Raw genomic sequence first — 22471 nt, forward strand, 5'->3', positions numbered from 1 at the left:
GTGCCCCCCCGTGGTGGAAACCGCGTCCACCGTTTCGGCCCGCAGTTCATCCGCAACCTGCTTAAGCTGCTCAACCGAGAGATTGCGCAGGTCCGCCGGATACTCAACCCGGTCCAGCGCAGGAAAACGCCCTAACGTCGGAATCGGTGAAGTGTGGGGCTGATTGGTCATGAGTTCAGTTTTTCCGTTCGATCACATAATAGGCCAGATCACGCAGACGATCTGCCTGTGCGCCAAAGGGTTCCAGATCGGCAATGGCTTCTTCTGTTACGCGCAGGGCTTCTGCTCTGGCACCTTCAATACCTAGCAGAGCTACGAAGGTGGACTTGCCAGAGGCTTCATCCTTACCTGCGGTCTTGCCCAGTTCTTCTGCCGTGGCTGTTGCGTCCAGAACGTCATCTGCAATCTGGAAGGCTGCGCCAATATTTGCACCATAGGAGCGCAGGCGGCGGCGCAGATCAGGAGATGCTTGCCCCAGAATAGCCCCGGATTCTGCAGAATAACGGATTAGGCAGCCAGTTTTAAGTGCGTGGAGGTGGCGGACTTCTGCAAGAGGGAGTGCGCGGCCCTCGCCTTCCATATCAATCATCTGGCCGCCCACCATACCAGCAGCGCCAGATGCTTCGGCAAAAGCGGAAATCAGATCAATACGCACGTTTGCATCCGCATGGGTCTGGCTGGCCGCCAGAATTTCGAATGCTTTGGTCTGAAGAGCATCTCCAGCCAGAATGGCTGTGGCTTCATCAAACTTGCGGTGTGTGGAAGGTTGGCCCCGCCGCATATCATCATCATCCATGGCCGGAAGATCATCATGCACGAGGGAATAAGCATGCAGCATTTCAACAGAGGCGGCGACGCGTGCGGACTGGCTTTCTGGAACGCCAAAAAGGCTGGCCGTTACAATGGCAAGATAACCGCGTAACCGCTTACCTCCCCCAAGTGTTGCGTAGCGCATGGCTTCGATCAGCCGCGCATCGCCTCCTGTTGTAGGGGGGAGCAAGGTATCAATCGTGTGTTCAATGACATGGGCGCGCGCGCCCATATCCTGCTTAAGCAGGGCGCCATTATCTGATGCACGATTGATAGAAGGGTGTGTCGGGTTTGTCATCGACATCTCAGTCCATAGGTTTCATGTTCAGCGTTCCATCAGAACGCTGCACGATCGCCTGCACGCGGGCTTCAGCCTCGCTAAGCTTGGCCTCACAATGTTGCCGTAGGGCAGCCCCGCGTTCGTAGGCCGTTATTGCATCTTCCAGCTTTAGCTGCCCACCTTCCAAGCCGCGCACAATTTTTTCCAGCTCGGAAAGCGCATCTTCGAAAGACAGTGATTTGATGTTGTCCGACATGGCGCGGGGGTTCCTATCCGTCATGAGGGGCAGGCAATAGCCCGATATGCAGGGGTCTGCCAAGTCTTGGGTGGTGTGTGGCAGGCAGGATTTTTTTAGTTTGGCTTGTTTGCAGGCGCGCTGGTGCGGCATTTTACGGTAAAACAGAATACGCTGTTTTCATCCGTAAAAGCGATAAGGGCATGACCGGTCTCACGGCAGAATACCTGAAAATCGGTTATGGAAGCGCGGTCTGTTGCTAATATTCGAAGCCGCTCTCCTGGTTGCATGGTTCGGAGAACACGGTTGGCCTTGAGCACGGGAAGTGGACAATTAAGCCCGCGTGCGTCAAGAACAGTTTCATTCATCTTGGCTGGTTCCTGCCGTAGGAGGTTGGTGGCATGTTGTTTGCAAAGTGTGCCACTTTCTTTTGCAACAGGAAACATTCTGTTAAAAGTTTAATAAAAACAGCAGGTTAAAAGTATGTCGGACTACCGTCTGGGAATCGATATTGGGGGCACCAAGATCGAAATCGTCGCTCTTGATGCCGAAGGGCAGGTGGTTTTGCGGCATCGTGTTAGCAACCCTGGTACGTATCAGGGCTTGCTAAGTGACGTGAAAAAATTGGTTGATGATGCGCATAGCCGCACAAATCCGTATGCCACTGTTGGGGTTGGCATTCCCGGTGCTGTAGATGCGCATACCCGCCTTGTAAAAAATGCGAATGCGACATGGCTGAATGGTCAACCTTTTGCAGATGATTTGCAGGATGTTTTAGGGTTTCCCGTTCGTGTTGAAAATGATGCCAACTGCTTTGCTTTGTCGGAAGCAACTGATGGAGCCGCAGCTGGATGCCATGTGGTGTTTGGTGTGATTCTTGGTTCCGGCATGGGCGGTGGTATTATTGTTGATGGTAAGCCCTTAAAAGGCTTGCATGATATTGCCAGAGAATGGGGACACATACCTTTGCCGTGGGTGAGGGAGGATGAATTCCCCATGCCAAAATGCTTTTGTGGTAATTCGGGTTGTCTGGAGCGTTTTCTATGCGGGCCAGCTTTGGCAGAAGCTTGGCAAGGGCCGGGGAACCGCAGCGTGCAGGGTATTGAGGATGCGGCTGCCGCTGGTGACATTGCGGCCCAACGCGCCTTGGATTTGTATGTAGATAGGCTGGGCCGCGCCTGCGCTCTTATCGTGAATATTATTGATCCGGATGCAATTGTTCTGGGTGGCGGAGTTTCAAACCTGAGCTGCCTGTATGAACGTGTGCCGGATGCTATGAAGCGCTATGTGATTACGCCTGAGTGCAAGACAGAGTTGTTGAAAAACAAGCACGGTGATAGCTCAGGCGTAAGAGGCGCGGCTTGGCTTTGGGGCTAATAAAGAGGCCGCAGACCGCGTAGAAACTATGCGGTCTGCGCAGTGATGCGGTCTGGACGAAACCCTGTTGCAACCACGTAAAGCTCGCTAGAATCTTTACGGCTTGCGGGCGGTTTGGCGTGCCGAACCTGCGTAAAGGCCTGTTTCATGGTGTTGAGCATAGCTTTTTCGGAGCCGCCCTGAAACACCTTAGCAACAAACCCACCGCCTTCTGCCAGAATATCAAAAGCAAAGTGTAAGGCTTCTTCTGCTAACCCAATAATCCGTACATGGTCTGTTGGGGCGTGGCCCGTTGTATTGGGGGCCATGTCAGAAACAACCAGATCAGCTTTGCCGCCCAGCATGGAAATAAGGCGTGCATCCATTTCTGGGTCTGTAAAATCGCCTTCAATAATTTCTGCACCGGTTACGGGTTCCACAGGCAGAAGATCCACCCCTACAACTTGCGCCGCGCCGCGTTTAACCAGAACCTGTGTCCATCCACCGGGGGCTGCGCCAAGGTCTACAATGCGCATGCCTGGGCGAATAAGGTGGAAGCGATCATCAAGTTCAATCAGCTTGAACGCCGCGCGCGAACGCCAGCCCTGTTTATGAGCGGCCTGCACGTAAGGATCATTCAATTGCCGAGAGAGCCAGCGTTGCTGGGCTGTCGTGCGGCCTCGTGCTGTGCGTAATGAAACCGATTGCGCACGCATTTTTTGCGGAGCATCAGAATCGTTTTGCACTAAACGGCTGCCGGGTGTTGCGCTGCTCTTGCGGGCACGGCCAGGCACACGCAACGTTGAGCTGCCAGTAGGGAGGTTTTTCTTTTCAGTCATAAGCCTGTTGCCTGCATGGAGTGGCGAAGGTGAGGGGGGATAGATAAAGACGCACGATTGCGGCGAGAAGCCATACCCGATTTGCCACGGATCATACGCAAAACCATGCCATCGCGCAGCCCTCTGTCTGCAACAATAATATCTTCTACTGGCCAGACATCATGAATGGCCTCAAAGATGGCGCAGCCGGGCAAAACAAAAGGCGCACGATCTGGGCCAATGCATGGGTGGCGGGCAATGCCATCAGCGCCCATTTTTTGCAAAGTGCGCACAGCCAATCTGGCGCTGGATGCTGGGAGTAGGGAGCCATCTACTGCGGCTCGTGCGTAGCGCGGCAAATTTAAGATAAGGCTGGCAAGCGTTGTGACTGTGCCGCTGGTACCTATCAGGCGTGTTTGTTTGCGTCTGATTTCCGGTTTGATCCGATAGACGTTCTCAAACTCACGCAGATGGTGGCGCGTATGTTCCACCATTTTACGATAAGCCCGATCATCCGTGCTGTATGCGTGGCCAAACTGCTCGGAAAGTGTGATGACACCAACCGGTAAGCTGAGATAGCCGATGAGTTCTTCTGTCTGACGCGTGGAATCTGTGCGCACCCATGCAATTTCGGTTGAACCGCCGCCAATATCAAACAGTAAAGCCCGATTGCGGGGAGGCCCAAAGCGTGGGTTATGTAGCAGATTGGCGCAGCTTTCTACCGCAAGGCAGGCTTCTTCCCGTCCGGAAATGATCTTGATATCAAATCCCGTTTGCTGGTGAACCTGCTGAAGAAAGGTTTGTCCGTTTTTTGCGCGTCGGCATGCTTCTGTCGCCACGGCACGGATTTCTCGAACAGGCCATCTGCTTAAACGCTCTGCGCATGTTTGCAGTGCTTCCATGGTGCGTTCCATGGCAGCTTTATGCAGTTTTCCGGTGTGATGCAGACCTTCTCCAAGCCGCACCATACGGCTATAACTATCCACAACCCTAAATCCACCTGCTGTTTGGGTTGCAACCATTAAGCGGCAGTTATTTGTTCCCAGATCGAGCGCGGCAAAAAGATCTTCCTCTCCACTATAAGGTGGAGAGGCCGACACAAATCTACCAGACCGGCCGGTCCAGGGGGGGGGACGATCCATCTGTCCGGTCCTTAAACAAGAGGTTAAACCATATTGTTTCTTATTTTGGGCTCTCACGCGCAGGGAGCAAGACAAATATGTGACAAAATGAAAATTCTTTTGGAAAAAGGGGTTGCATGCCCTGAAGTGGAATGCTAGATGAGCCTCACCGAACGGGAGCGCTCTTTAAAGAGTTTCTGTAAGGCCCAGTTTGCTGGGGGATAGTTTAGCGGTAGAACTACCGGCTCTGACCCGGTCAGCCCTGGTTCGAATCCAGGTCCCCCAGCCAATTTTTCCTGAGAAATAATATTTATATCAAGCAATACTTCTCAATGCTAATATTTATTGGTGTTGCGGTCTTATTTGTTTGCCAAGTAATATTTGAGAATAGACAGAAATTTCATCCAGAAAAACAAGATAACTCTCTTGTGTTTCTGTAAATGGTGCTGTGTTTGGATATGCAGTATTCATTGGTTTTTATGGAGTTTTAACTTAAATATTCAATAAGCATAAGATATTTAATTAAGTTGTTGGATGTCTGTATTATTGTAAATACAGTTAAAAGATAAAATAATATGATCCGGATCAAAGACGCTTCAGTAAGAAAAATGTAGATAACCTTCATTCTGTTTTTTAATAAAACATCAGGGTGGTTTACATGGCCTTGGGGCGCAGAGAGTTTTTGCGGAATACTGGTGCATGTGTGGCGGGTGCCAGTGCTGTTGCGCTCGGTTTTGTGCCGCCAGTTAAAGCTTTGGCGCAAGAAACGCGCCAGTACAAGCTGCTGCGTGCCAAGGAAACCCGCAACAACTGCACTTATTGTTCGGTTGGGTGCGGGTTACTTATGTATTCATTGGGGGATGGCGCTAAAAATGCCAAGCCCAGCATCTTTCATATTGAAGGTGATCCAGACCATCCCGTCAGCCGTGGTTCTTTGTGCCCAAAAGGTGCGGGGTTGGTGGATTTTATTCACAGTGAAACACGCCTGCAATATCCTTCTTACCGTGCCCCTGGGAGTCGAGAGTGGAAACGCATAAGCTGGAAGGAAGCGACTGACCGCATTGCCCGCCTTTTAAAGGATGATCGGGATAAAAACTTCATTCAGCGGAATGAAAAAGGTGAATTGGTTAATCGCTGGCTGAGCACAGGTATGCTGGCATCTTCTGCCGCCAGTAATGAAACCGGACTGCTGGATTTTAAGTTTGCGCGGGCGTTGGGTATTCTGGGGCTGGATTGTCAGGCACGGCTTTGTCATGCGCCTACGGTTTCTGCATTGGGTGCCAGCTTTGGCCGTGGCGCAATGACCAACAATTGGGTGGATATCAAAAACGCCAACGTTGTTCTGATTATGGGCGGCAATCCAGCAGAGGCGCATCCGGTTGGTTTTAAATGGGTTATGGAAGCAAAAACCCGCAATGGTGCCCAGGTTATGGTGGTTGATCCACGGTTTAACCGAAGTGCAGCCGTTGCAGATTTTTATGCGCCAATTCGTGCTGGTTCTGATGCCGCTTTTATGTTGGGTGTTATCAATTATCTGCTGACGCACGATAAAATTCAGCATGAATATGTAAAAGCCTACACAAACGCCGCGTTGATAGTGCGTGAAGACTTTCAGTTTCATGAAGGCCTGTTTACCGGGTATGATGCCGCTACGCGCAGCTACAATACAACCTCGTGGGATTACGAGCGCGATGAACAAGGGTTTGCCAAACAGGACCCAACATTTCAAAATCCACGTTGTGTTCTAAATCTTTTACGTAACTATACGAACCGCTATACGCCAGAGCTTGTTTCCCAAATTACGGGCACGCCGGAAAAAGATTTTCTGCATGTATGCGAAACACTGGCATCTACGAGTGTGCCAGATCGTACGTCTACGTTCCTATTCGCTCTGGGTTGGACCCATCACACCAACGGGTCTCAGATCATTCGTGCGGCATCTATGGTGCAAATGCTGTTGGGTAACGTGGGGATGCCCGGTGGCGGCCTGAATGCTTTGCGCGGACATTCCAACATTCAGGGTTATACGGATCTTGGGCTGCTTTCAACGCGTCTGCCCGGGTATATGAATCTGCCTAAAGACAGCCAGCAAACATTAGATGCCTACTTGCTGGCGGTTACCCCAAAGGCGGATGAGCCCAAGGAGGTTAATTATTGGCATAATGCGCCCAAGTTTTTTGTAAGTCTGATGAAAACCCTTTGGGGGGATCACGCCACAGCTTCCAATAACTGGGGGTATGATTGGCTGCCAAAGTGGGACCGCAGTTACGACATGCTGGCCTATTTTGAACGTATGCAGCAAGGCAAGGTCAACGGTTACATTGCGCAGGGCTTTAACCCGCTTGCTGCCATGCCAGATAAAAACCGTATGCGTGATGGCTTAGCTAAATTGCGTTTCCTTGTAACAATTGATCCGCTGGATACAGAAACATCCAATTTCTGGCAGAACGAGGGCGTTTACAATGATGTAAGGCCTGAAGATATCCAGACAGAAGTTTTCCGCCTGCCTTCTTCCTGTTTTGCAGAAGAAAATGGTTCAGTGGTGAATTCTGCACGTTGGTTGCAGTGGCATTATGCAGGCACGCAACCACCGGGAGAGGCTTGGAATGATGGACGCATTCTGGGTACCATCTTTACCAAGTTGCGCGCTTTGTACGCGAAGGAAGGGGGGATATGCCCAGAACCCGTTCTAAATATGCAGTGGAACTACCGAGACCCGGAAGATCCTACGCCAGAGGAAGTGGCGCAGGAAGCGAATGGTTATGCGTTGGCAGATATTCAGGATGCCGCAGGCAAGGTGGTTGTTAGAAAAGGGGAGCTGCTGCCTGATTTTTCTGTGCTGAAAGATGATGGCACAACAGCCAGCTATTGCTGGGTGTTTGCTGGTTCATGGACAGAGGCCGGTAACCAGATGGCGCGGCGCGATAATACGGATACAGGTCTGGGTAATACGCCCGGTTGGGCATGGGCTTGGCCTGCAAACAGGCGCTTGCTTTACAATCGTGCATCGTTGGATCCACAGGGGCGCCCGTGGGATCCGCGCCGCAAGATTATTGAATGGAATGGCCAGCGTTGGGGCGGGGCAGATGTGCCTGATTACCCGCTTACATCTCCGCCGGGTAGCGGTGTTGGGCCATTTATTATGCAAAGTGAAGGTGTAAGCCGTCTTTTTGCGGGGGCATCGTTGGTAGATGGGCCTTTCCCCGAACATTATGAGCCAACAGAAAGCCCGGTATTGGCGCCAGCGTTGGGGAGCAAGGTGCGGCATAACCCAGTGGCCCGACAATTTGCAGATGAAATACCGCGTATGGGCAGCCCGTCAGAGTTTCCGTATGTGGCCACAACTTATTCCATTACAGAGCTGTTTCGGCATTGGACAAAGCATTCACATCTAAACGCCATTATGCAGCCAGAGCAGTTTGTGGAAATAGGGGAGCGTCTTGCTGGCAAACTGGGCATTGCCGCGGGTGATACGGTGCGAGTGTCTTCCCGCCGTGGGTATATCGAGGCCAAGGCAGTAGTCACCAAGCGGCTTAAACGCCTGAATGTGATGGGGCAGGAAGTTGATCAGGTTGGAGTGCCCTGCCATTGGGGTTTTAAGGGTGCCACACGTAAAGGCTTTTTAGCCAATACACTGACACCAGCCATGGGCGATGCAAACTCTCAAACCCCAGAGTTCAAGGCCTTCCTTGTTAATATTGAAAAAGTCTGAGGTGCGCTGATGAGCATGCAGTCACAGGACATCATTCGCCGTTCCGCCACCAATGGGCTTACACCATCACCTCAGGCGCGACGGCATGAGCAGGAAGTCGCCAAACTGATTGACGTTTCTCTCTGCACGGGTTGCAAGGGGTGTCAGGTTGCCTGTTCGGAATGGAATGATCTAAGGGACGAGGTTGGGCACAACGTAGGTGTATATGACAATCCCGCTGACCTAACAGCAGAAACATGGACCGTCATCCGCTTTGATGAAGTGGAGGATGAGGGGGGCAAGCTGGAATGGTTGCTGCGCAAGGAAGGATGTATGCACTGTGAGGACCCGGGCTGCCTGAAGGCCTGCCCAAGCCCGGGTGCTATTTTGCAGTTTGCTAACGGCATTGTGGATTTTCAGTCTGAACAATGCATTGGTTGTGGGTATTGTATTGCGGGGTGTCCGTTTGATATTCCGCGTATCAATACAAAAGATAACAAGGCTTACAAATGCACTTTATGCGCAGATAGGGTTGCTGTAGGGCAGGAACCCGCTTGCGTAAAAACCTGCCCGACCGGCGCTATATCTTTTGGTTCCAAGGCAGACATGAAAGATCTGGCGGCAACGCGTGTGGAAGATCTTAAAAGTCGTGGGCATGAAGGTGCAGGATTGTATGATCCGCCGGGCGTAGGCGGCACGCATGTTATGTATGTGCTGACCCATGCCGATAATCCAACTCTTTATCACAGATTGCCAGCCGAACCTCATATCAGCCCGGTTGTACGTGGCTGGAAGGAATGGCTGAAACCGGTTGGTGCGCTTGGCTTTGTTGCCACGTTGGCAGGTGCCTTTGCGCATTACATGGCCGTTGGCCCCAATACCGCGGATGAAACATTGCCGAAGGTTTCTGAACAGGAACGGATGGCGGCAGATGAAAAGCCGGACCAGAACGGGAGTGATGCGTAATGGATACCCAAAATCTTATACTGCGCACAAAGTTTATGGATCGGCTTTGCCATTGGACAATGGTTGCCTGTTTTTTTCTGGTTGCGCTTTCTGGAATCTCATGGTTTTTCCCTAGCCTGAACTGGCTTGGGTATGTGCTTGGGCCACCGCAGATGGCGCGGTTGCTGCACCCGTTTCTTGGTATAACAGTATTTGTATTGCTGATGTGTATGTGCGTGCGCTTTGTGCACCACAACCTGTTTGTGCGCACAGATATCACGTGGTTTCGCCATATTGTTGATGTGCTGATGAACAAGCATGGTGAGAAATTACAGATCGGCAAATACAATGCAGGCCAGAAGATATTGTTCTGGGGCATTATGTCACTTATCAGCCTGCTTCTGGTAAGTGGGTTAATAATCTGGCGCGCCTATTTTGCCATGTATTTTTCCATCCCTGTGGTGCGGCTGGCTTTGCTGGCGCATTCTGTTGCAGGGCTTGGACTTATTCTGTTGGTGTTGGGGCATATCTATATGGGCATATGGGTACGGGGTTCTATTGGCGGTATGATTACAGGCTACGTATCCCGTGCGTGGGCGCGGCAGCATCATGATCGATGGTATGAAGAGGAAGTATTGCCTGCTGAAACATCTTCTGCAAAGCGGCCACATTGATGCGTGCTGAAACCGATATTGTCCCGCTGGATAAACGCACGCCGGGCGTGCAGGCTATTGAGCCACTGATTTTTCCGGTTCTGGAAGCTGTATATACCCGCAGGGAAAAACGGCTACGTTTTCTGGCAGAACAACGGGGTGAGGCGGAGGGAGGATATTTTAAATTTCTTTCTCATCTTGTTTTGGCACAGCAGCAGATTTTGAAACATATGTCGCTGAGTGTGGCAGACGGTTCTGCTATTCGTGCTTTGCCAAAGCAGGGATGTGATCAAGATCAGCTTGAAAAGTTGTTGCTGGCAATACCATACTGGCAACAGGCGTTTTTATTTTTGGTGCAGCAAGTAAAATCTGTTGTTCCAGAAGAAACGCACATAATGTTGGAAAGCTACAGGCAGGATATGCCAGCTTTAAAAAAGTCGGCCATTCACCTGTTGCGCGGGAATTATACGCAGGTTGATGCCGGGTTAGCCGTTATACTATGGGCCGCTTTATCTGTTTCTTGGGCGCAGGCTGTTGGGCAAGACCAGAAGCATATTCAACAGACACAACCTGTTGGAGAGGCCAGATTATGCCCTTGTTGTGGTGCCCAGCCGGTAGCCAGTCTTGTATTGGGCGGAGACCGTGAGGGGTTACGTTACCTTCAGTGCAGTTTGTGTGAGACACGTTGGCACAGAGTGCGTGGTATCTGCGTGGAGTGCGGTGCATCTGCTCATGTTGAACACTGGACATTTGAAGATTTAAAAGCCCCGGTTCAAGTCGAAAGCTGTGGAGACTGCAAAACATATCTAAAGGTTTTTCGGTTGGATTATAAGCCGGATCTGGATGCCGTTGCAGATGATCTGGATAGCTTTGCTTTGGATACAGCCGTAGAACAGCAGGGGTTTTCGCGCGCAGGTTTGAATCCGTTCTCATTTCCGGGATAATGGCTGTATGGTTGGTTCTTTATTAGCCTCCGCCACTCCAGAACAAAAATGCACAGCGCCAGATATGGTGGGGTATGATGAAGCACAAGCACTTCTTGCCGCTTGCATGCAAAACATACCATTACTTCCAATAGAGTTTGTATCTATTGCGCAGGCAGATGGGCGTATTCTTGCAGAGGATGTAAGGGCAGTGATGCCGCGCCCAGAAGCTGATATTTCAGCAATGGATGGGTATGCCTTCCGTTGTGCTGATATGGAAAAATCGGGGAACACAGGTCTGCCTCTTGTTGGGCAAATAGCGGCGGGGGATACTCCACCACCCTTGGGTCAAGATGTTGCATACGGCATTCTTACGGGGGCACGCCTTCCTGTAGGAGCTGATTGTGTTGTGGCGCAGGAACGCGCATCCATAATGGATGGGCGTGTACATCTGCGGGAACAGACCGCCCGAAGTGGTTTGAACATTCGGCGGAAAGGGGAGGAGTTCTGTAAAGGTGATATGCTGCTCGAACACGGCCAAAAACTGGATTGGCGGCATTTACCTATATTGGTGCACCAAGGTAAGAAACAGGTAGCTGTATATAAACGCCCCAAAATTTGTGTTGTGGCCAATGGAGCAGAATTTGGCGCAACAGCAACAGATTGCCGAACGGAACTGAATACACAGTTACTAGCAGCAATGCTGCAAAGTAAAGGTGCATTGGTCACGCGTTATGTATGTGGCTCAGACAGCGCGGAGGATTTACATAAACTCCTTTATCAGTGCGTGCAGGAAGCTGATATTCTTATCACCACGGGAGGTATTTCTGTTGGGCAGACTGATCATGTTTTGTCTGTCCTTAACCAGATGGGGGCTAAATGTCTTTTTCGACGTGTTAAAATACGTCCCGGCAAGCCCATGACAGTCATGCAGCTCGGCCAGAAAATGGTATTCTGTCTGCCCGGAAATCCAGCAGCGGCAGCTATATGTGCCCAACTGTTTGTTGTGCCATTTTTGCATTGTCTGGCGGGTGAAAAGTATGAGGCAAATGCAAGTATAGCAACAGAAGGGCAAAGCCGTTTTTCTTATGTTGCGGCAACAGATACAACCTGTTTTCTGCCAGTGCATTTTACAGAAAATAAGGGAGAAAACTCTATTAGCCTTGTGCCGTCTGTTGGGGCCTCTGATATTCTTTGTCTCACACGGGCTACCGGTTTTGTGAAAGTCTCGGCTGGGGAAACTCTACAGGTGGGGGATATGTGTCAGATGATACCTTTTACAAGTTAGTTTGGTAATTTGAACGCATAAGCGTGCGCACGAATATATGCTGCAATAGCCATTGTATCATTCAGATCCAGAACAGTAAGATTGTTTGGAATATTTGGTATGTTGGAATTGTCAGATGCCACAGCAACAACCCCCGGCGTTTGCGGGAATAAAGGGGTTTTTCCTATGGTGGGCCTCCATACTTCCATGCATGTAGGCATAGTTGCATGAAAGCCTTCTACCAATACCAGATCTACCGGTTCCATACGCTGGAGCAAATCAGATATAGTGGGAAGGGTATTGCATTCATGCTGAAGCACCCATCGTTCAGTGGTGGCTAGCATAACTTCTGTAGCGCCATTTTGCCTGTGTACAAACGTATCTTTGCCGGGTTTGTCCATATCTACACCATGATGCGTGTGTTTGATGGTTGAGACGCGCCAACCGAGATGGCAAAAAGCAGGAAGCAACCGTGATATTAAATGCGTTTTACCGGCCCCACTGCGGCCGATAATGCCAAAAATAAGCTGCGTACGTTGAGATGTCATGTTTGCAAAACCAATAAGACATATAAAAATCCTTTAGATTTTAGAATGTGTAAAAAGTAAAAACTAGAATCAACAAGAAAGATATTTTCAAAAAGGGTGGAATGGACATGAAAATAGCCGGACTGGTGTTGGCAGGCGGACAAGCGCGCCGAATGCATGGGCAGGATAAGGCATTTTTGGATACAGGGAATGGCTTTTCTCTAGATCGTGTTTTTGCACGGTTGCAGCACGAATGCAGCGCCGTAGCTATTAGCGCTAATGGTGATTTTGCACGCTTTAGTGCCTGGCAATGCCCTGTTTTGTCAGACAGCATACATAATGTAGGGCCATTGGCTGGGGTGTTAAGCGGATTGGAATGGGCAGAAAAGTGCGGTTACGATACACTCATAACAATACCGGTGGATACGCCGTTTATTCCTGTGGGGCTTGTGGCTGCACTTGTGCCAGCCCCTTCGTATGCGTGTTGTGGGGGGCAATCTCACCCATTGGTGGCTGCATGGCCTGTTTCTGCCAAGCCAGTGTTGGCGGCACAGTTATCTTTCCTAACGGCGGAGAATAAAAAGCATCAAACACGTGTGCGTACACTTACCCATGTTTTGGAAGCACGTGCTGTAGATTTTCCTCTAATAGAGGGAGTGGATCCTTTTATGAATATTAACACGCCTGAAGATCTTATGCGTGCACAAAAATATTGCGCTTCTGTGTGTAAGGTTGATGCTGCAAGAGGAAATGGGTGATGGCAGAAAATATATCCTTTTCTGTAGCGCTTCCGTATGAAGCAGAGCGGATAAGCTGGCCGCAAGGGCATGAAAGCGTAGTTGTGGCGCGAGAGCACAACACGCTTATGGTAGCAGAGGAAACACCTCTCGCGTTAATATACAATGGTATTGATTATGCGGTCATGATGATAACACCGCATGATATAGATGATTTTATTGTAGGTTTTTCTTTTACAGAAGATATTATTTCTTCCGGTGCAGATTTACGACAAATAAAAATAACAGCACAGCCTGATAGCTTGCGGGCTGATGTGCGCGTAAATGCAGAATCCTTGCGCAAGGTACTGGCACGCACGCGCCGCCCGATAGCAGGGCGGACAGGGTGTGGGATTTGTGGTGCCGACATGGAAAGCATAACAAACCGTAAAATATGTGGTGTAATAGGGCAGGAGCCTGATGCAAACGCAATCCATAAAGCATTTGAAAACTTACGAAACCATCAGGTTTTGAATAAAGGCGTTGGTATGCTGCATGCTGCCGCGTGGTGTTTGCCTAATGGACATATTGTGCATATGCGAGAGGATGTTGGCCGCCATAATGCCTTGGATAAGCTAATAGGGTATGGGCTCAGGCATCAACTAGATTTCACGCAGGGATTTTGTTTTTTAACGAGCCGCTGTTCTTATGAGATGGCCGCAAAAGCTGTGGCTGCTGGCATGTCCGCCGTGGTGTCTCTTTCTGCGCCTACGGCGCTTGCTGTGCGTACCGCGCGTGCCGCAGGATTGGTGTTGATTTCTCCAGCACGTACAACCGGTATGTATATGGTTTCTCCTGCCCCACAGGATCAAGAAAGTATCTAGCAGGGCAGGAGAGTTGCTGGCTTACACTAAACCTTCTGCCTTAAGGGCGGCCTGTGTGGCAGGGCGGTTAAACACTTTATCTCGTAATGCGCGTGCTTTGGGGTAAGCAGCAAGATCAATATCCAAAGGGGCGGCCCAACTTAAAATCACGGCCATAAGGGCGTCAGGCTGACTAAACCCAGCAGGAAGTAAATAGTCTGTGCCATTGCTTTCTAGCAATTGCTCAAGCTGTTCCAACCGCCGGGTTACTGTTTTTTGGCAAAGTGCGCGTGTGGTATCAGGCAGATCGGGGGTGAAGAGTATACCAAAAGCACTATGCACATCTTCACAAAAACCCAGAGCTTCCAGCAGGCGTGAGCGATCTAATGAGCCTTCTGCTGGCCGGAAGGCGGCAATATCAGAAAGGTTGCCAATATAGGGGAGAATAGCCACGTTTTGGGTAAGCACTACTCCGGGTGAAATTTCGATGGCAGGAACAGCACCACGTGGATTGATCTTAAGATAATCTCGGCCATCTTCCAATGTCTTGGTTTCCAGGTTTACTTTTTCCAGACCGAAGGGCAGGCGTGTTTCATTTAAAATAATATGCGATGCTAAAGAGCAGGCACCCGGAGTGTAATATAATTTTATCATAGTGTTTTTGTCCTTTTTATCGAGTTTATGTCACGCAGAATTTGGCTTCAGCATACTAACGGCTATTTTTGCCCAGCGTTCACCTTCTTATTTCGAATTATCATGAATGCTTCATATGTTGCGTGAAAGCCTTCGGTTTTTCAGGCTCTTGCGGAATATCGGCGATATTGATACAGAGGCCCCGTTCATTGGGGAGTAGCCACCCTCTGTTGCAGAGGGGTCTTCGTCAACACACTTGGCCAGCAGGCCATGGCGGAGACAGCGTTTTAGAAAAAACGCCCAGCAAGACCAACGGCATCATTGCCTCAACTGTGGCCGGGGGGCAGTGCGTGCTGTTTTGCGTTTTGCGGCCCTTGGACAAGCTCATGACTGGTATTTTTACACTTGGCGTTTTGGGGCTTTCTCTTTCTGTGGATGCTTTTGCTGCTGCGGTTGGCAAAGGGGCCAGTGTTAAACACGCACGTTGGAATGATGCCCTGCGTATTGGTGCTGTGTTCGGATTTTTTGAGGCCATTACCCCTGTTGTGGGTTGGGTGCTGGGGTTAGCTTTAAGCACGTGGATTGCCGCAGTAGACCATTGGATAGCTTTTGCACTGCTCTGCGGTATTGGCGGCAACATGATCCGCTTGGCAATGAAAGATGCATCAGAAGAAGCGGCTGAAGTTGAACAGCCCAAAGCTGTAAGTCGTGGCGTGTTGGGGTTGGTTGGAACGGCTTTGGCAACCAGCATAGATGCAACAGCGGTAGGGGTGAGCTTGGGCGTTATGCAGGTGAATATTTTATCGGCCTGCTTGGTTATTGGTGCCGTTACCACGGTTATGGCAACGGCAGGGGTTATGCTAGGGCGGCATGCCAGTGTGTGGATTGGCCGCTATGCAGAGATCTGTGGTGGGATAGCGCTTATACTTATTGGCTGCTCTATCCTATACACACATCTTACCTCTGCTGCCGGGTAAGATAAAAAATTAGCCGGCAGCCGCAGCCGCAGCACGGATACCTGCCGCTGCCATACCCGCTGTAAGATGGGATGTTTGATCAATATCAACCAAAGGGTTGCGCGCAATATACAGTAACCCTTCCAGAGCTGTTGTTAAAACAGCGGCTGCAATAAAATCCATGCGTTCGGGAGATGTATTTTTCATGGGGACCAATCTGAGCAGGTTCTGCTTCAGGTCATCCAGCATTTCCCGTGTTTCACTCATATTAAAAAGCTTGGCTCTGATATGGTGCTGATTTAGCTCCAGAAAATGCGGAGCACCATGGATACTGAGAAGTTCCCGGAAAGCTGCACACTGACTTTTCTGGAGCATTGCATCCAGATCATCTTCTTCGCTCCGTGCCTGGCGTGCTGCACCTCTTACGCGCTGCGCAACTTTTACGAGGATAATATCAAAAATGGCTTCTTTGGTTTTGTAATAATTATAGAAACTGCCCGGAGAGACATTGCTAAGAGCAACAATATCTCTAACCGTTGCTGCATCTAAGCCAATGCCAGAAAAAACTTTCCATGCCGCGCTTTCAAAGGCATCTTGCTTGAATGCGCGTGTCATTTCGCGTTTTTGAGAAGCGCGATAGGACTTTTTGGGTCTGGTTGTTGTTGGTTTAGCCTTGGTAACGGGCTTTTGCGGGTGTTCCGTCAATTTTTTACAAACTCCAGTGTCCTTCTCGCTCTTTGTTTACAGTAAAATTCCTCCGTCTGAAAGCGGCAATAAAATAAGATTAAAAAAAGAGATATTTTTTTAATACATTGTAGAGGGGAGTATAATATTTTCATCAATCAAAAATCTAACATGAAAAAGAACAAACAAACAAAAAATATTATAAATTCAGTATTAAATGGGTATGTAATTTTCATTAATTATTTTGATTCTTATTACTAGTTTGTTTTTAAATAACTATTATAGGCCATGATCCGTTGTGTGATGTTCATCAAAAAAAGAGGCGGTCGTTAGGGGTTGGCGCCTGTATCGTTGCAGTCTTCTTGTTCGGAATTAAGTGTTGAAAATGAGTTTTGCGAAAAACAAAAATGAATAATATGTCAAATTATTATTTTTTAAAATACAGCACTATTTTGGTTCTTATTTTCTTTATGAATAGGAATTATTGTCGAATAATAATTTTTAATGAAAATTATTTGCAAGAAAAATAATTTAAATGAGAAGATATTTTCATCAATTTAAAGTTGACGGATTATTCGATTTTTGTCTTCCTGCACAAAGCGCATTACGGTTCACACATGTGTTTCAGAAATCTGTTCCGTAAATGTGCGTTGCATGCGCACGGCCACTTTGAAATGGCCACGGGGTCGGGAGAGAACCTACATGACTATAAAGCTGCACGACATGACACAGGTCATGCAGGATACAACACGTAGAGGTGTTGGGAGTTCTCGATGGCAAAGACCTGTTTACAAACACTTTTTGCCGCCTTGTAACCATGCCTGTCCTGCGGGGGAGGATATTCAAGGTTGGTTGGCACATGCACAGGCTGGAGATTACGAAAAAGCATGGTACGCACTTACAGAAAATAACCCGATGCCCGCAGTACACGGCAGAGCCTGTTACCACCCATGCGAAGGTGGGTGTAACAGGGGCAGTTTGGATGATGCGGTTTCCATTCATGCTGTAGAGCGCTTTTTGGGTGATTTGGCAGTGCAGAATGGATGGCGTTTTCAGTCTGCTCCATCCACGGGCAAAAAAGTGCTGATTATAGGCAGTGGGCCAGCAGGGCTCTCCTGCGCTTATCATCTTGCCAGACTAGGGCATCAGGTTGAAATACGAGAAGCCGCAGCAGAGCCGGGGGGGATGATGATGCACGGTATCCCGGCCTACAGGTTGCCGAGACAGCCTCTGAAAGATGAAATTGCCAGAATAACGTCTATGCCGGGCGTTATGCTGCGATGTGGTGTGCGGGTTGATGATATTTCTCAAGCGCGTCAGCAAGGCGGGTTTGATGCTGTGTTTGTGGCCGTAGGGGCCCAGTTAGCCAACCATCTGAATATTCCAGCAACAGATGGTAAAAAATTGGTGGATGCCGTGAGCTTGCTGGATGATGTGAGTAAAGGTGAAAAGCCCCAGTTGGGCCGCAGTGTTGCCATTGTTGGCGGGGGTAACGTGGCAATGGATGCTGCCCGTACAGCAGAACGTTTGGGCGCCAAAGATACGGTTCTGATTTTCCGTTATGATCCCAAGCACATGGAAGCCTTGCCAAGCGAAGCAGATGCAGCCTTTGCAGAAGGAGTTAAAATTGAATGGTTAAGCGTTGCAGACCATTTTGGTGCAGATGGGGTCACAGTTGAAAAAGTGACCATGAACCCAGATGGCAGCGTAACCCCAACGGGGCAGACAACACATTTGCCAGCGGATGCAGTGGTTATGGCCGTTGGAGAGCATAGTGATCTGGCTTTGCTTAAAACAGCGCCAGCTATCACCATAAGCACGAGTGATACGGTTGTTGTAGATGCAGCAACGCTCATGACTGGGCAGGATGGCATTTTTGCCGGCGGAGATTGCATTGGTGGCGCACGCACCATGACAACCGCAACAGGCCACGGCAAGCTTGCGGCACGTGCCATAGATGCTTATTTGGCCGGGCGTCGTTATGTGCACCCTGCGGCACATCCGCTTGTCTCATTCGATATGCTGCACCTGCCAGATTACGCGCAGGCAGACCGAAGCAAGCAGCCCGAGCGCCCCTTAACGGAACGGGCCGGGTTTGATGAAATATTCGCCGGTTTGGATGAAAAAACAGCACGTTATGAAGCCGGTAGATGCCTTTCCTGTGGCAATTGCTTTGAATGCGACAATTGTTATGCCTCTTGCCCCGAACAAGCCATTACGCGGCTAGGGCCGGGGAAGGGATATGCGGTTGAGATGGATCTGTGCACCGGTTGCGCAGTTTGCGCAGAACAGTGCCCTTGCCATGCCATTGAGATGAACCCTGAACTAGTAGAGGCCACGCCAACAAAGGGAAGTTTGGGTGAGCCAACTATGCCTACACGCTTCAAGGTGCGTGCATAAAATGGAGAATGTCATGGCTGAACAACTCCAGACAATGGATGGCAATACATCTGTTGCGCATATTGCTTATCGTGTGAACGAAGTTTGTGCGATTTACCCTATTACGCCGTCTTCCCCTATGGCAGAGCTTGCAGATACGTGGTCTGACCAAGGCGTGCAGAATATTTGGGGTGAAGTGCCCGTTGTACAGGAAATGCAGGCAGAAGGCGGCGCTGCTGGGTGTGTGCATGGTGCTTTGCAAACCGGGGCACTTACCACAACTTTTACGGCCTCTCAGGGGCTCATGCTCATGCTGCCCAACATGTTCAAAATTGCAGGTGAGCTCACATCAACTGTGTTCTATGTGGCAGCGCGCGCATTAGCTGCGGGTGCGTCCTCTATTTTTGGTGATCATCAGGATATCATGGCGGCCCGTACAACAGGGTTTGCTATGCTGGGTGCGGGGTCTGTGCAGGAATCTCACGATCTGGCGCTGATTGCACAGGTCGCCACTTTGGCTGCACGTATTCCTTTTATCCATTTTGCAGATGGCTTCCGAACTTCGCACGAATACAACAGCCTTTCTGTGGTGCCGGATAATGTTATCCGCCAGATGATAGATGATCGGCTGGTGCATGCGCATCGGCAAAGGGCGCTTAACCCGGAACATCCGTTTATCCGCGGGACGTGGCAGAACCCGGATACCTATTTCCAAACCAGAGAAGCGGTTAATCCGTTTTACGAGCGTGTACCTGCCATTGTGCAGGAAGCTATGGATAAGTTTGCATCGCTAACAGGCCGTCAATACGATCTGTTTCATTACACAGGTGCGCCAGATGCGGAACGTGTGGTTATTTCCATGGGGTCTGGTTCTGAAGTGGTGCGGGAAACTGCAAAATGGCTGAACGCGCATGGCGAGAAAGTGGGGGCGTTGCATGTGCGCCTGTTCCGGCCATTTTCTGCGGAGCATTTTTTAAAAGCCTTGCCAGCAAGTATAAAATCTATTGCCGTGCTGGATCGGACAAAAGAGCCCGGCGCCCCTATGGAGCCTTTGCATGCAGATATTGTGGGTGTGCTGGCAGAAGGGGTAGGGAATGGCCAGTTCTCGCATATGCCGCGCGTAATTGGTGGGCGCTATGGGCTTTCCTCGCGTGATTTCAGCCCGGCTATGGCGCGAGCCGTTTTTGATGAATTGAAGAAGCCCACATCCAAAAATCATTTTACGGTGGGGATTATAGATGACGTTTCCCATACTCATCTGGAATATGATGAAACTTTTGACATAGAACCAGAAAGCACAGTGCGCTGTCTGTTTTATGGCCTTGGTGCGGATGGCACAGTTGGGGCTAATAAGAACAGTGTTAAAATTCTAAGCGAAAAACCGGGCTGGTATGCTCAGGCTTATTTTGATTATGATTCCCATAAATCTGGGGCAGAAACAGCATCTCATCTGCGGTTTGGTAAATCTCCCATTCAGGCACCTTACCTTATCCGGCATGCTGACTTTGTAGCCTGCCATAAGTTCGATTTTCTGTTCAGGCGCGATATTCTGGGTGCTGCTAATAATGGAGCTACTTTTCTGCTGAACAGCCCCTATGCAGCTGATAAGGTTTGGGAGCAACTGCCGCGTAAAGTGCAGGATCAGATCGTTAATAAAAAACTGCGGTTTTTTGTAATTGATGCCTCAGACGTTGCGCTTAAGCTTGGTTTGGGGCCACGCGTTAATACTATTTTGCAAACATGCTTCTTCCATCTCTCCAACGTTTTGCCATCTGATGAAGCTATTACAGAAATTAAAAAGTCTATTCAGAAAACATATGGTGCAAAGGGTGATAGTATTGTGCAGCTTAACTTCCGTGCAGTAGATGCCGCAGTAGCGGCGCTGCATGAAGTTGCTGTGCCCGCCAAGGCTGATGGCACATTGCCCATGCCGCCGGTTGTGCCTCCATCAGCGCCATTGTTTGTGCAGCAGGTGACTGCAGAAATTATGGCGGGCAGGGGCGAGAGTATTCCTGTAAGTCATATTCCGGCAGATGGCACTTTCCCCGGTGGTACAACGCAGTACGAAAAGCGAAATATTGCCGTAGAGGTGCCAATCTGGAACCCGGATACATGTATCCAGTGCGGGCAGTGTAGTATTGTATGCCCCCATAGTGTCATTCGTGCCAAAACTTACGAAGACAAGGATCTGACAGGCGCTCCGGCAAGCTTCAAATCTGCTCCGGTGAATGCCCGTGGTTATCCAGATGCCCGCTTTACACTCCAGTTTTATGTGGAAGACTGCACAGGCTGTGGTGTGTGTGTTGAAAACTGCCCGGAAATTAGCCCAGATGGTAAAACGCGTGCCATCAACATGGGAGAAAAATTGCCTATTCTGGAACAAGAACGTGGGAATATTGCGTTTTTTGAACACCTTCCAGAAGTAAACCGGGCAGCCATTAACGAAGCCAACGTACGCGGCGTGCAGTTTTTGGAACCTCTATTCGAATTCAGCGGAGCATGCGCAGGATGTGGTGAAACACCTTACCTGAAACTGATCTCTCAACTGTTTGGAGATAGGTTGCAGATTGCCAACGCCACAGGTTGTTCGGCCATTTATGCGGGTAATACACCTGCACATGCATGGAAATCCAACGCCCAGGGGCGTGGGGTTGCTTGGTCGAACTCATTGTTTGAAGACAATGCAGAATTTGGCCTTGGCTTTCGTTTGGCCGCAGATAAGCAGGAATCTTTGGCACGGCAGTTGTTGCAAAAACAGGCTCAGGTCGTGGGGCAGGATCTGGCAACGGCTATCCTGAATGCGCCCCAGATAACAGAAAGTGAATTTGCGCTACAGCGTGAGCGCGTAGGCGCGCTGCGTAGCAAGTTAGAGGGTGTAAACACGCCTGATGCCGCCATGTTACTTTCTGTGGCAGATTTTCTAATCCGACGTTCTATCTGGATTGTTGGAGGCGATGGCTGGGCGTACGATATTGATTACGGCGGCCTAGACCATGTGTTGGCACAAGGGCGCAATGTAAACGTGATTGTGCTGGATACGGAGGTGTACTCCAACACGGGCGGGCAATCCTCCAAAGCAACACCGCTGGGTGCCTCTGCCAAATTTGCGGCAGGTGGCAAACGTGTGCCGCGGAAGGATCTGGCCTTGCAGACCATTGCTTACGGCAATGTGTATGTGGCTCAAATTGCACTAGGGGCTAATCCAGAACAGGCAATTATCGCAATGCGAGAAGCAGAAGCGTATGAAGGGCCATCTCTTATTCTGGCGTATTCGCAGTGTATTGCACATGGCATAGATATGCGCACAGGTATGAAGCAACAGGCACGTGCCGTGGCATCGGGGTATTGGCCGTTGTTCCGGTTTGATCCCACCATGCGCAAAAGTGGGCTTAATCCGTTCCGGCTTGATTCAACCCGCCCACGTATTCCACTGGAAGATTATGCGTATCGGGAACTGCGCTACAAAACGCTTACTCGCACGCATCCACAAAGTGCCGCGCATTTGTTGCATCAGGCGCAGGCGGCAGCCAATGAGCGCTACCGGATTTACGAAGATATGGCTGCACGTGATGGCAGCCGCTTCCTTCCGCATTGGGAAGATGTGAACTGAGGCG

At 49.9% G+C, this 22471-nt stretch carries 20 protein-coding genes, 1 tRNA gene and 1 riboswitch; of the genes, 12 read left to right on the forward strand and 9 right to left on the reverse strand.

What is annotated here, in order from left to right; genetic code table 11:
- The 4 genes from FKW31_RS16555 to FKW31_RS08140 form a co-directional block, all read right to left on the reverse strand.
- Positions 1–171, reverse strand: a 171-nt coding sequence (locus tag FKW31_RS16555; protein WP_150178261.1) for a 1-deoxy-D-xylulose-5-phosphate synthase N-terminal domain-containing protein, incomplete at its 3' end; no start/stop codon positions are given.
- Positions 172–175: 4 nt separating this feature from the next.
- Positions 176–1114 carry a polyprenyl synthetase family protein gene (locus FKW31_RS08130; RefSeq protein WP_150178262.1) on the reverse strand — a complete coding sequence of 313 codons (939 nt, stop codon included), beginning with the start codon at positions 1112–1114 and terminating at the stop codon, positions 176–178.
- Between the two features lies 1 nt (position 1115).
- Positions 1116–1370: an exodeoxyribonuclease VII small subunit gene (locus FKW31_RS08135; RefSeq protein ID WP_003630879.1), complete on the reverse strand. Its 255-nt coding sequence runs from the start codon at positions 1368–1370 to the stop codon at positions 1116–1118.
- 71 nt (positions 1371–1441) lie between these two features.
- The gene (locus FKW31_RS08140) at positions 1442–1693 is read right to left on the reverse strand and encodes a sulfurtransferase TusA family protein (RefSeq protein ID WP_035350809.1); all 252 of its coding nucleotides are present in this window, start codon (positions 1691–1693) and stop codon (positions 1442–1444) included.
- Between the two features lie 115 nt (positions 1694–1808).
- Between FKW31_RS08140 and FKW31_RS08145 the strand changes: the two genes are divergently transcribed.
- Positions 1809–2702, forward strand: coding sequence for an ROK family protein (locus tag FKW31_RS08145; protein ID WP_150178263.1), 894 nt, complete (start codon positions 1809–1811; stop codon positions 2700–2702).
- A 26-nt stretch (positions 2703–2728) separates the two neighbouring features.
- On the opposite strand, the gene FKW31_RS08150 is transcribed toward FKW31_RS08145, so the two are convergent.
- Together FKW31_RS08150 and FKW31_RS08155 are read right to left on the reverse strand one after the other, a co-directional pair.
- Entirely contained in the window at positions 2729–3520 is a 792-nt protein-coding gene (locus FKW31_RS08150; RefSeq protein WP_006117202.1) for an RlmE family RNA methyltransferase, read from the reverse strand.
- On the reverse strand, positions 3517–4641 hold the full coding sequence (locus tag FKW31_RS08155; protein WP_238332777.1) for a Ppx/GppA phosphatase family protein: 1125 nt from the start codon (positions 4639–4641) through the stop codon (positions 3517–3519). Before FKW31_RS08155 ends, FKW31_RS08150 begins: the two co-directional genes overlap by 4 nt.
- Positions 4642–4835: 194 nt before the next feature.
- Here FKW31_RS08155 and FKW31_RS08160 point away from each other — a divergent pair.
- From FKW31_RS08160 to FKW31_RS08185, 6 genes are all read left to right on the forward strand, one after another.
- A tRNA-Gln gene (locus FKW31_RS08160) sits at positions 4836–4909 on the forward strand.
- 369 nt (positions 4910–5278) lie between these two features.
- Complete coding sequence (gene fdnG / locus FKW31_RS08165) at positions 5279–8332, forward strand: formate dehydrogenase-N subunit alpha (RefSeq protein ID WP_150178264.1); 3054 nt, start codon at positions 5279–5281, stop codon at positions 8330–8332.
- Between the two features lie 9 nt (positions 8333–8341).
- Positions 8342–9277 (forward strand): formate dehydrogenase subunit beta, encoded by a 936-nt coding sequence (fdxH, locus tag FKW31_RS08170; protein WP_150178265.1) that lies wholly within the window; start codon positions 8342–8344, stop codon positions 9275–9277.
- Complete coding sequence (locus tag FKW31_RS08175; RefSeq protein WP_150178266.1) at positions 9277–9930, forward strand: formate dehydrogenase subunit gamma; 654 nt, start codon at positions 9277–9279, stop codon at positions 9928–9930. The genes fdxH and FKW31_RS08175 overlap by 1 nt, the downstream gene beginning before the upstream one ends.
- A complete protein-coding gene (gene fdhE / locus FKW31_RS08180; protein ID WP_150178267.1) occupies positions 9930–10853 on the forward strand; it encodes a formate dehydrogenase accessory protein FdhE in 924 nt (307 codons plus the stop codon). The genes FKW31_RS08175 and fdhE overlap by 1 nt, the downstream gene beginning before the upstream one ends.
- A 7-nt stretch (positions 10854–10860) precedes the next feature.
- Positions 10861–12120, forward strand: coding sequence for a molybdopterin molybdotransferase MoeA (locus FKW31_RS08185; protein ID WP_150178268.1), 1260 nt, complete (start codon positions 10861–10863; stop codon positions 12118–12120).
- Here FKW31_RS08185 and mobB read toward each other — a convergent pair.
- A complete protein-coding gene (mobB, locus tag FKW31_RS08190) occupies positions 12117–12647 on the reverse strand; it encodes a molybdopterin-guanine dinucleotide biosynthesis protein B (RefSeq protein WP_150178269.1) in 531 nt (176 codons plus the stop codon). The two genes, FKW31_RS08185 and mobB, sit on opposite strands and share 4 nt — an antisense overlap.
- Before the next feature lie 107 nt (positions 12648–12754).
- Between mobB and FKW31_RS08195 the strand changes: the two genes are divergently transcribed.
- Together FKW31_RS08195 and fdhD are read left to right on the forward strand one after the other, a co-directional pair.
- The gene (locus tag FKW31_RS08195; RefSeq protein ID WP_150178270.1) at positions 12755–13384 is read left to right on the forward strand and encodes a molybdenum cofactor guanylyltransferase; all 630 of its coding nucleotides are present in this window, start codon (positions 12755–12757) and stop codon (positions 13382–13384) included.
- Positions 13384–14226, forward strand: coding sequence for a formate dehydrogenase accessory sulfurtransferase FdhD (fdhD, locus tag FKW31_RS08200; protein WP_150178271.1), 843 nt, complete (start codon positions 13384–13386; stop codon positions 14224–14226). Before FKW31_RS08195 ends, fdhD begins: the two co-directional genes overlap by 1 nt.
- A 21-nt stretch (positions 14227–14247) precedes the next feature.
- Here the strand turns inward: fdhD and FKW31_RS08205 are convergent, their stop codons facing one another.
- Positions 14248–14859, reverse strand: a complete 612-nt coding sequence (locus FKW31_RS08205; protein ID WP_150178272.1) for a glutathione S-transferase family protein — start codon at positions 14857–14859, stop codon at positions 14248–14250.
- A gap of 178 nt (positions 14860–15037) precedes the next feature.
- A riboswitch (yybP-ykoY riboswitch) is annotated at positions 15038–15223 on the forward strand.
- Between the two features lies 1 nt (position 15224).
- On the opposite strand from FKW31_RS08205, the gene FKW31_RS08210 reads away from it, so the two are divergent.
- The gene (locus tag FKW31_RS08210; protein ID WP_035350768.1) at positions 15225–15815 is read left to right on the forward strand and encodes a manganese efflux pump MntP family protein; all 591 of its coding nucleotides are present in this window, start codon (positions 15225–15227) and stop codon (positions 15813–15815) included.
- Positions 15816–15824: 9 nt separating this feature from the next.
- On the opposite strand, the gene FKW31_RS08215 is transcribed toward FKW31_RS08210, so the two are convergent.
- Entirely contained in the window at positions 15825–16499 is a 675-nt protein-coding gene (locus tag FKW31_RS08215) for a TetR/AcrR family transcriptional regulator (protein ID WP_089179121.1), read from the reverse strand.
- A 681-nt stretch (positions 16500–17180) separates the two neighbouring features.
- On the opposite strand from FKW31_RS08215, the gene FKW31_RS08220 reads away from it, so the two are divergent.
- Together FKW31_RS08220 and nifJ are read left to right on the forward strand one after the other, a co-directional pair.
- Positions 17181–18878 carry an NAD(P)-binding protein gene (locus FKW31_RS08220; RefSeq protein WP_238332778.1) on the forward strand — a complete coding sequence of 566 codons (1698 nt, stop codon included), beginning with the start codon at positions 17181–17183 and terminating at the stop codon, positions 18876–18878.
- Position 18879: 1 nt separating this feature from the next.
- Entirely contained in the window at positions 18880–22467 is a 3588-nt protein-coding gene (gene nifJ, locus FKW31_RS08225) for a pyruvate:ferredoxin (flavodoxin) oxidoreductase (RefSeq protein ID WP_150178274.1), read from the forward strand.
- Positions 22468–22471: the final 4 nt, after the last annotated feature.

The sequence above is a fragment of the Acetobacter sp. DmW_136 genome (assembly GCF_008690365.1).
In the GTDB taxonomy this organism is placed as follows: domain Bacteria; phylum Pseudomonadota; class Alphaproteobacteria; order Acetobacterales; family Acetobacteraceae; genus Acetobacter; species Acetobacter oryzifermentans.

What these genes read in the sequence shown, in the direction of transcription:
- mobB (WP_150178269.1), bottom strand. Translation starts at nt 12,647, where the DNA reads ATGACATCTCAACGTACGCAGCTTATTTTTGGCATTATCGGCCGCAGT.
- FKW31_RS08155 (WP_238332777.1), bottom strand. Translation starts at nt 4,641, where the DNA reads ATGGATCGTCCCCCCCCCTGGACCGGCCGGTCTGGTAGATTTGTGTCG.
- FKW31_RS08135 (WP_003630879.1), bottom strand. Translation starts at nt 1,370, where the DNA reads ATGACGGATAGGAACCCCCGCGCCATGTCGGACAACATCAAATCACTG.
- FKW31_RS08195 (WP_150178270.1), top strand. Translation starts at nt 12,755, where the DNA reads ATGAAAATAGCCGGACTGGTGTTGGCAGGCGGACAAGCGCGCCGAATG.
- FKW31_RS08145 (WP_150178263.1), top strand. Translation starts at nt 1,809, where the DNA reads ATGTCGGACTACCGTCTGGGAATCGATATTGGGGGCACCAAGATCGAA.
- FKW31_RS08130 (WP_150178262.1), bottom strand. Translation starts at nt 1,114, where the DNA reads ATGTCGATGACAAACCCGACACACCCTTCTATCAATCGTGCATCAGAT.
- FKW31_RS08220 (WP_238332778.1), top strand. Translation starts at nt 17,181, where the DNA reads ATGACTATAAAGCTGCACGACATGACACAGGTCATGCAGGATACAACA.
- nifJ (WP_150178274.1), top strand. Translation starts at nt 18,880, where the DNA reads ATGGAGAATGTCATGGCTGAACAACTCCAGACAATGGATGGCAATACA.
- FKW31_RS08205 (WP_150178272.1), bottom strand. Translation starts at nt 14,859, where the DNA reads ATGATAAAATTATATTACACTCCGGGTGCCTGCTCTTTAGCATCGCAT.
- FKW31_RS08210 (WP_035350768.1), top strand. Translation starts at nt 15,225, where the DNA reads ATGACTGGTATTTTTACACTTGGCGTTTTGGGGCTTTCTCTTTCTGTG.
- fdhE (WP_150178267.1), top strand. Translation starts at nt 9,930, where the DNA reads ATGCGTGCTGAAACCGATATTGTCCCGCTGGATAAACGCACGCCGGGC.
- FKW31_RS08175 (WP_150178266.1), top strand. Translation starts at nt 9,277, where the DNA reads ATGGATACCCAAAATCTTATACTGCGCACAAAGTTTATGGATCGGCTT.
- fdnG (WP_150178264.1), top strand. Translation starts at nt 5,279, where the DNA reads ATGGCCTTGGGGCGCAGAGAGTTTTTGCGGAATACTGGTGCATGTGTG.
- fdhD (WP_150178271.1), top strand. Translation starts at nt 13,384, where the DNA reads ATGGCAGAAAATATATCCTTTTCTGTAGCGCTTCCGTATGAAGCAGAG.
- FKW31_RS08185 (WP_150178268.1), top strand. Translation starts at nt 10,861, where the DNA reads ATGGTTGGTTCTTTATTAGCCTCCGCCACTCCAGAACAAAAATGCACA.
- fdxH (WP_150178265.1), top strand. Translation starts at nt 8,342, where the DNA reads ATGAGCATGCAGTCACAGGACATCATTCGCCGTTCCGCCACCAATGGG.
- FKW31_RS08140 (WP_035350809.1), bottom strand. Translation starts at nt 1,693, where the DNA reads ATGAATGAAACTGTTCTTGACGCACGCGGGCTTAATTGTCCACTTCCC.
- FKW31_RS08150 (WP_006117202.1), bottom strand. Translation starts at nt 3,520, where the DNA reads ATGACTGAAAAGAAAAACCTCCCTACTGGCAGCTCAACGTTGCGTGTG.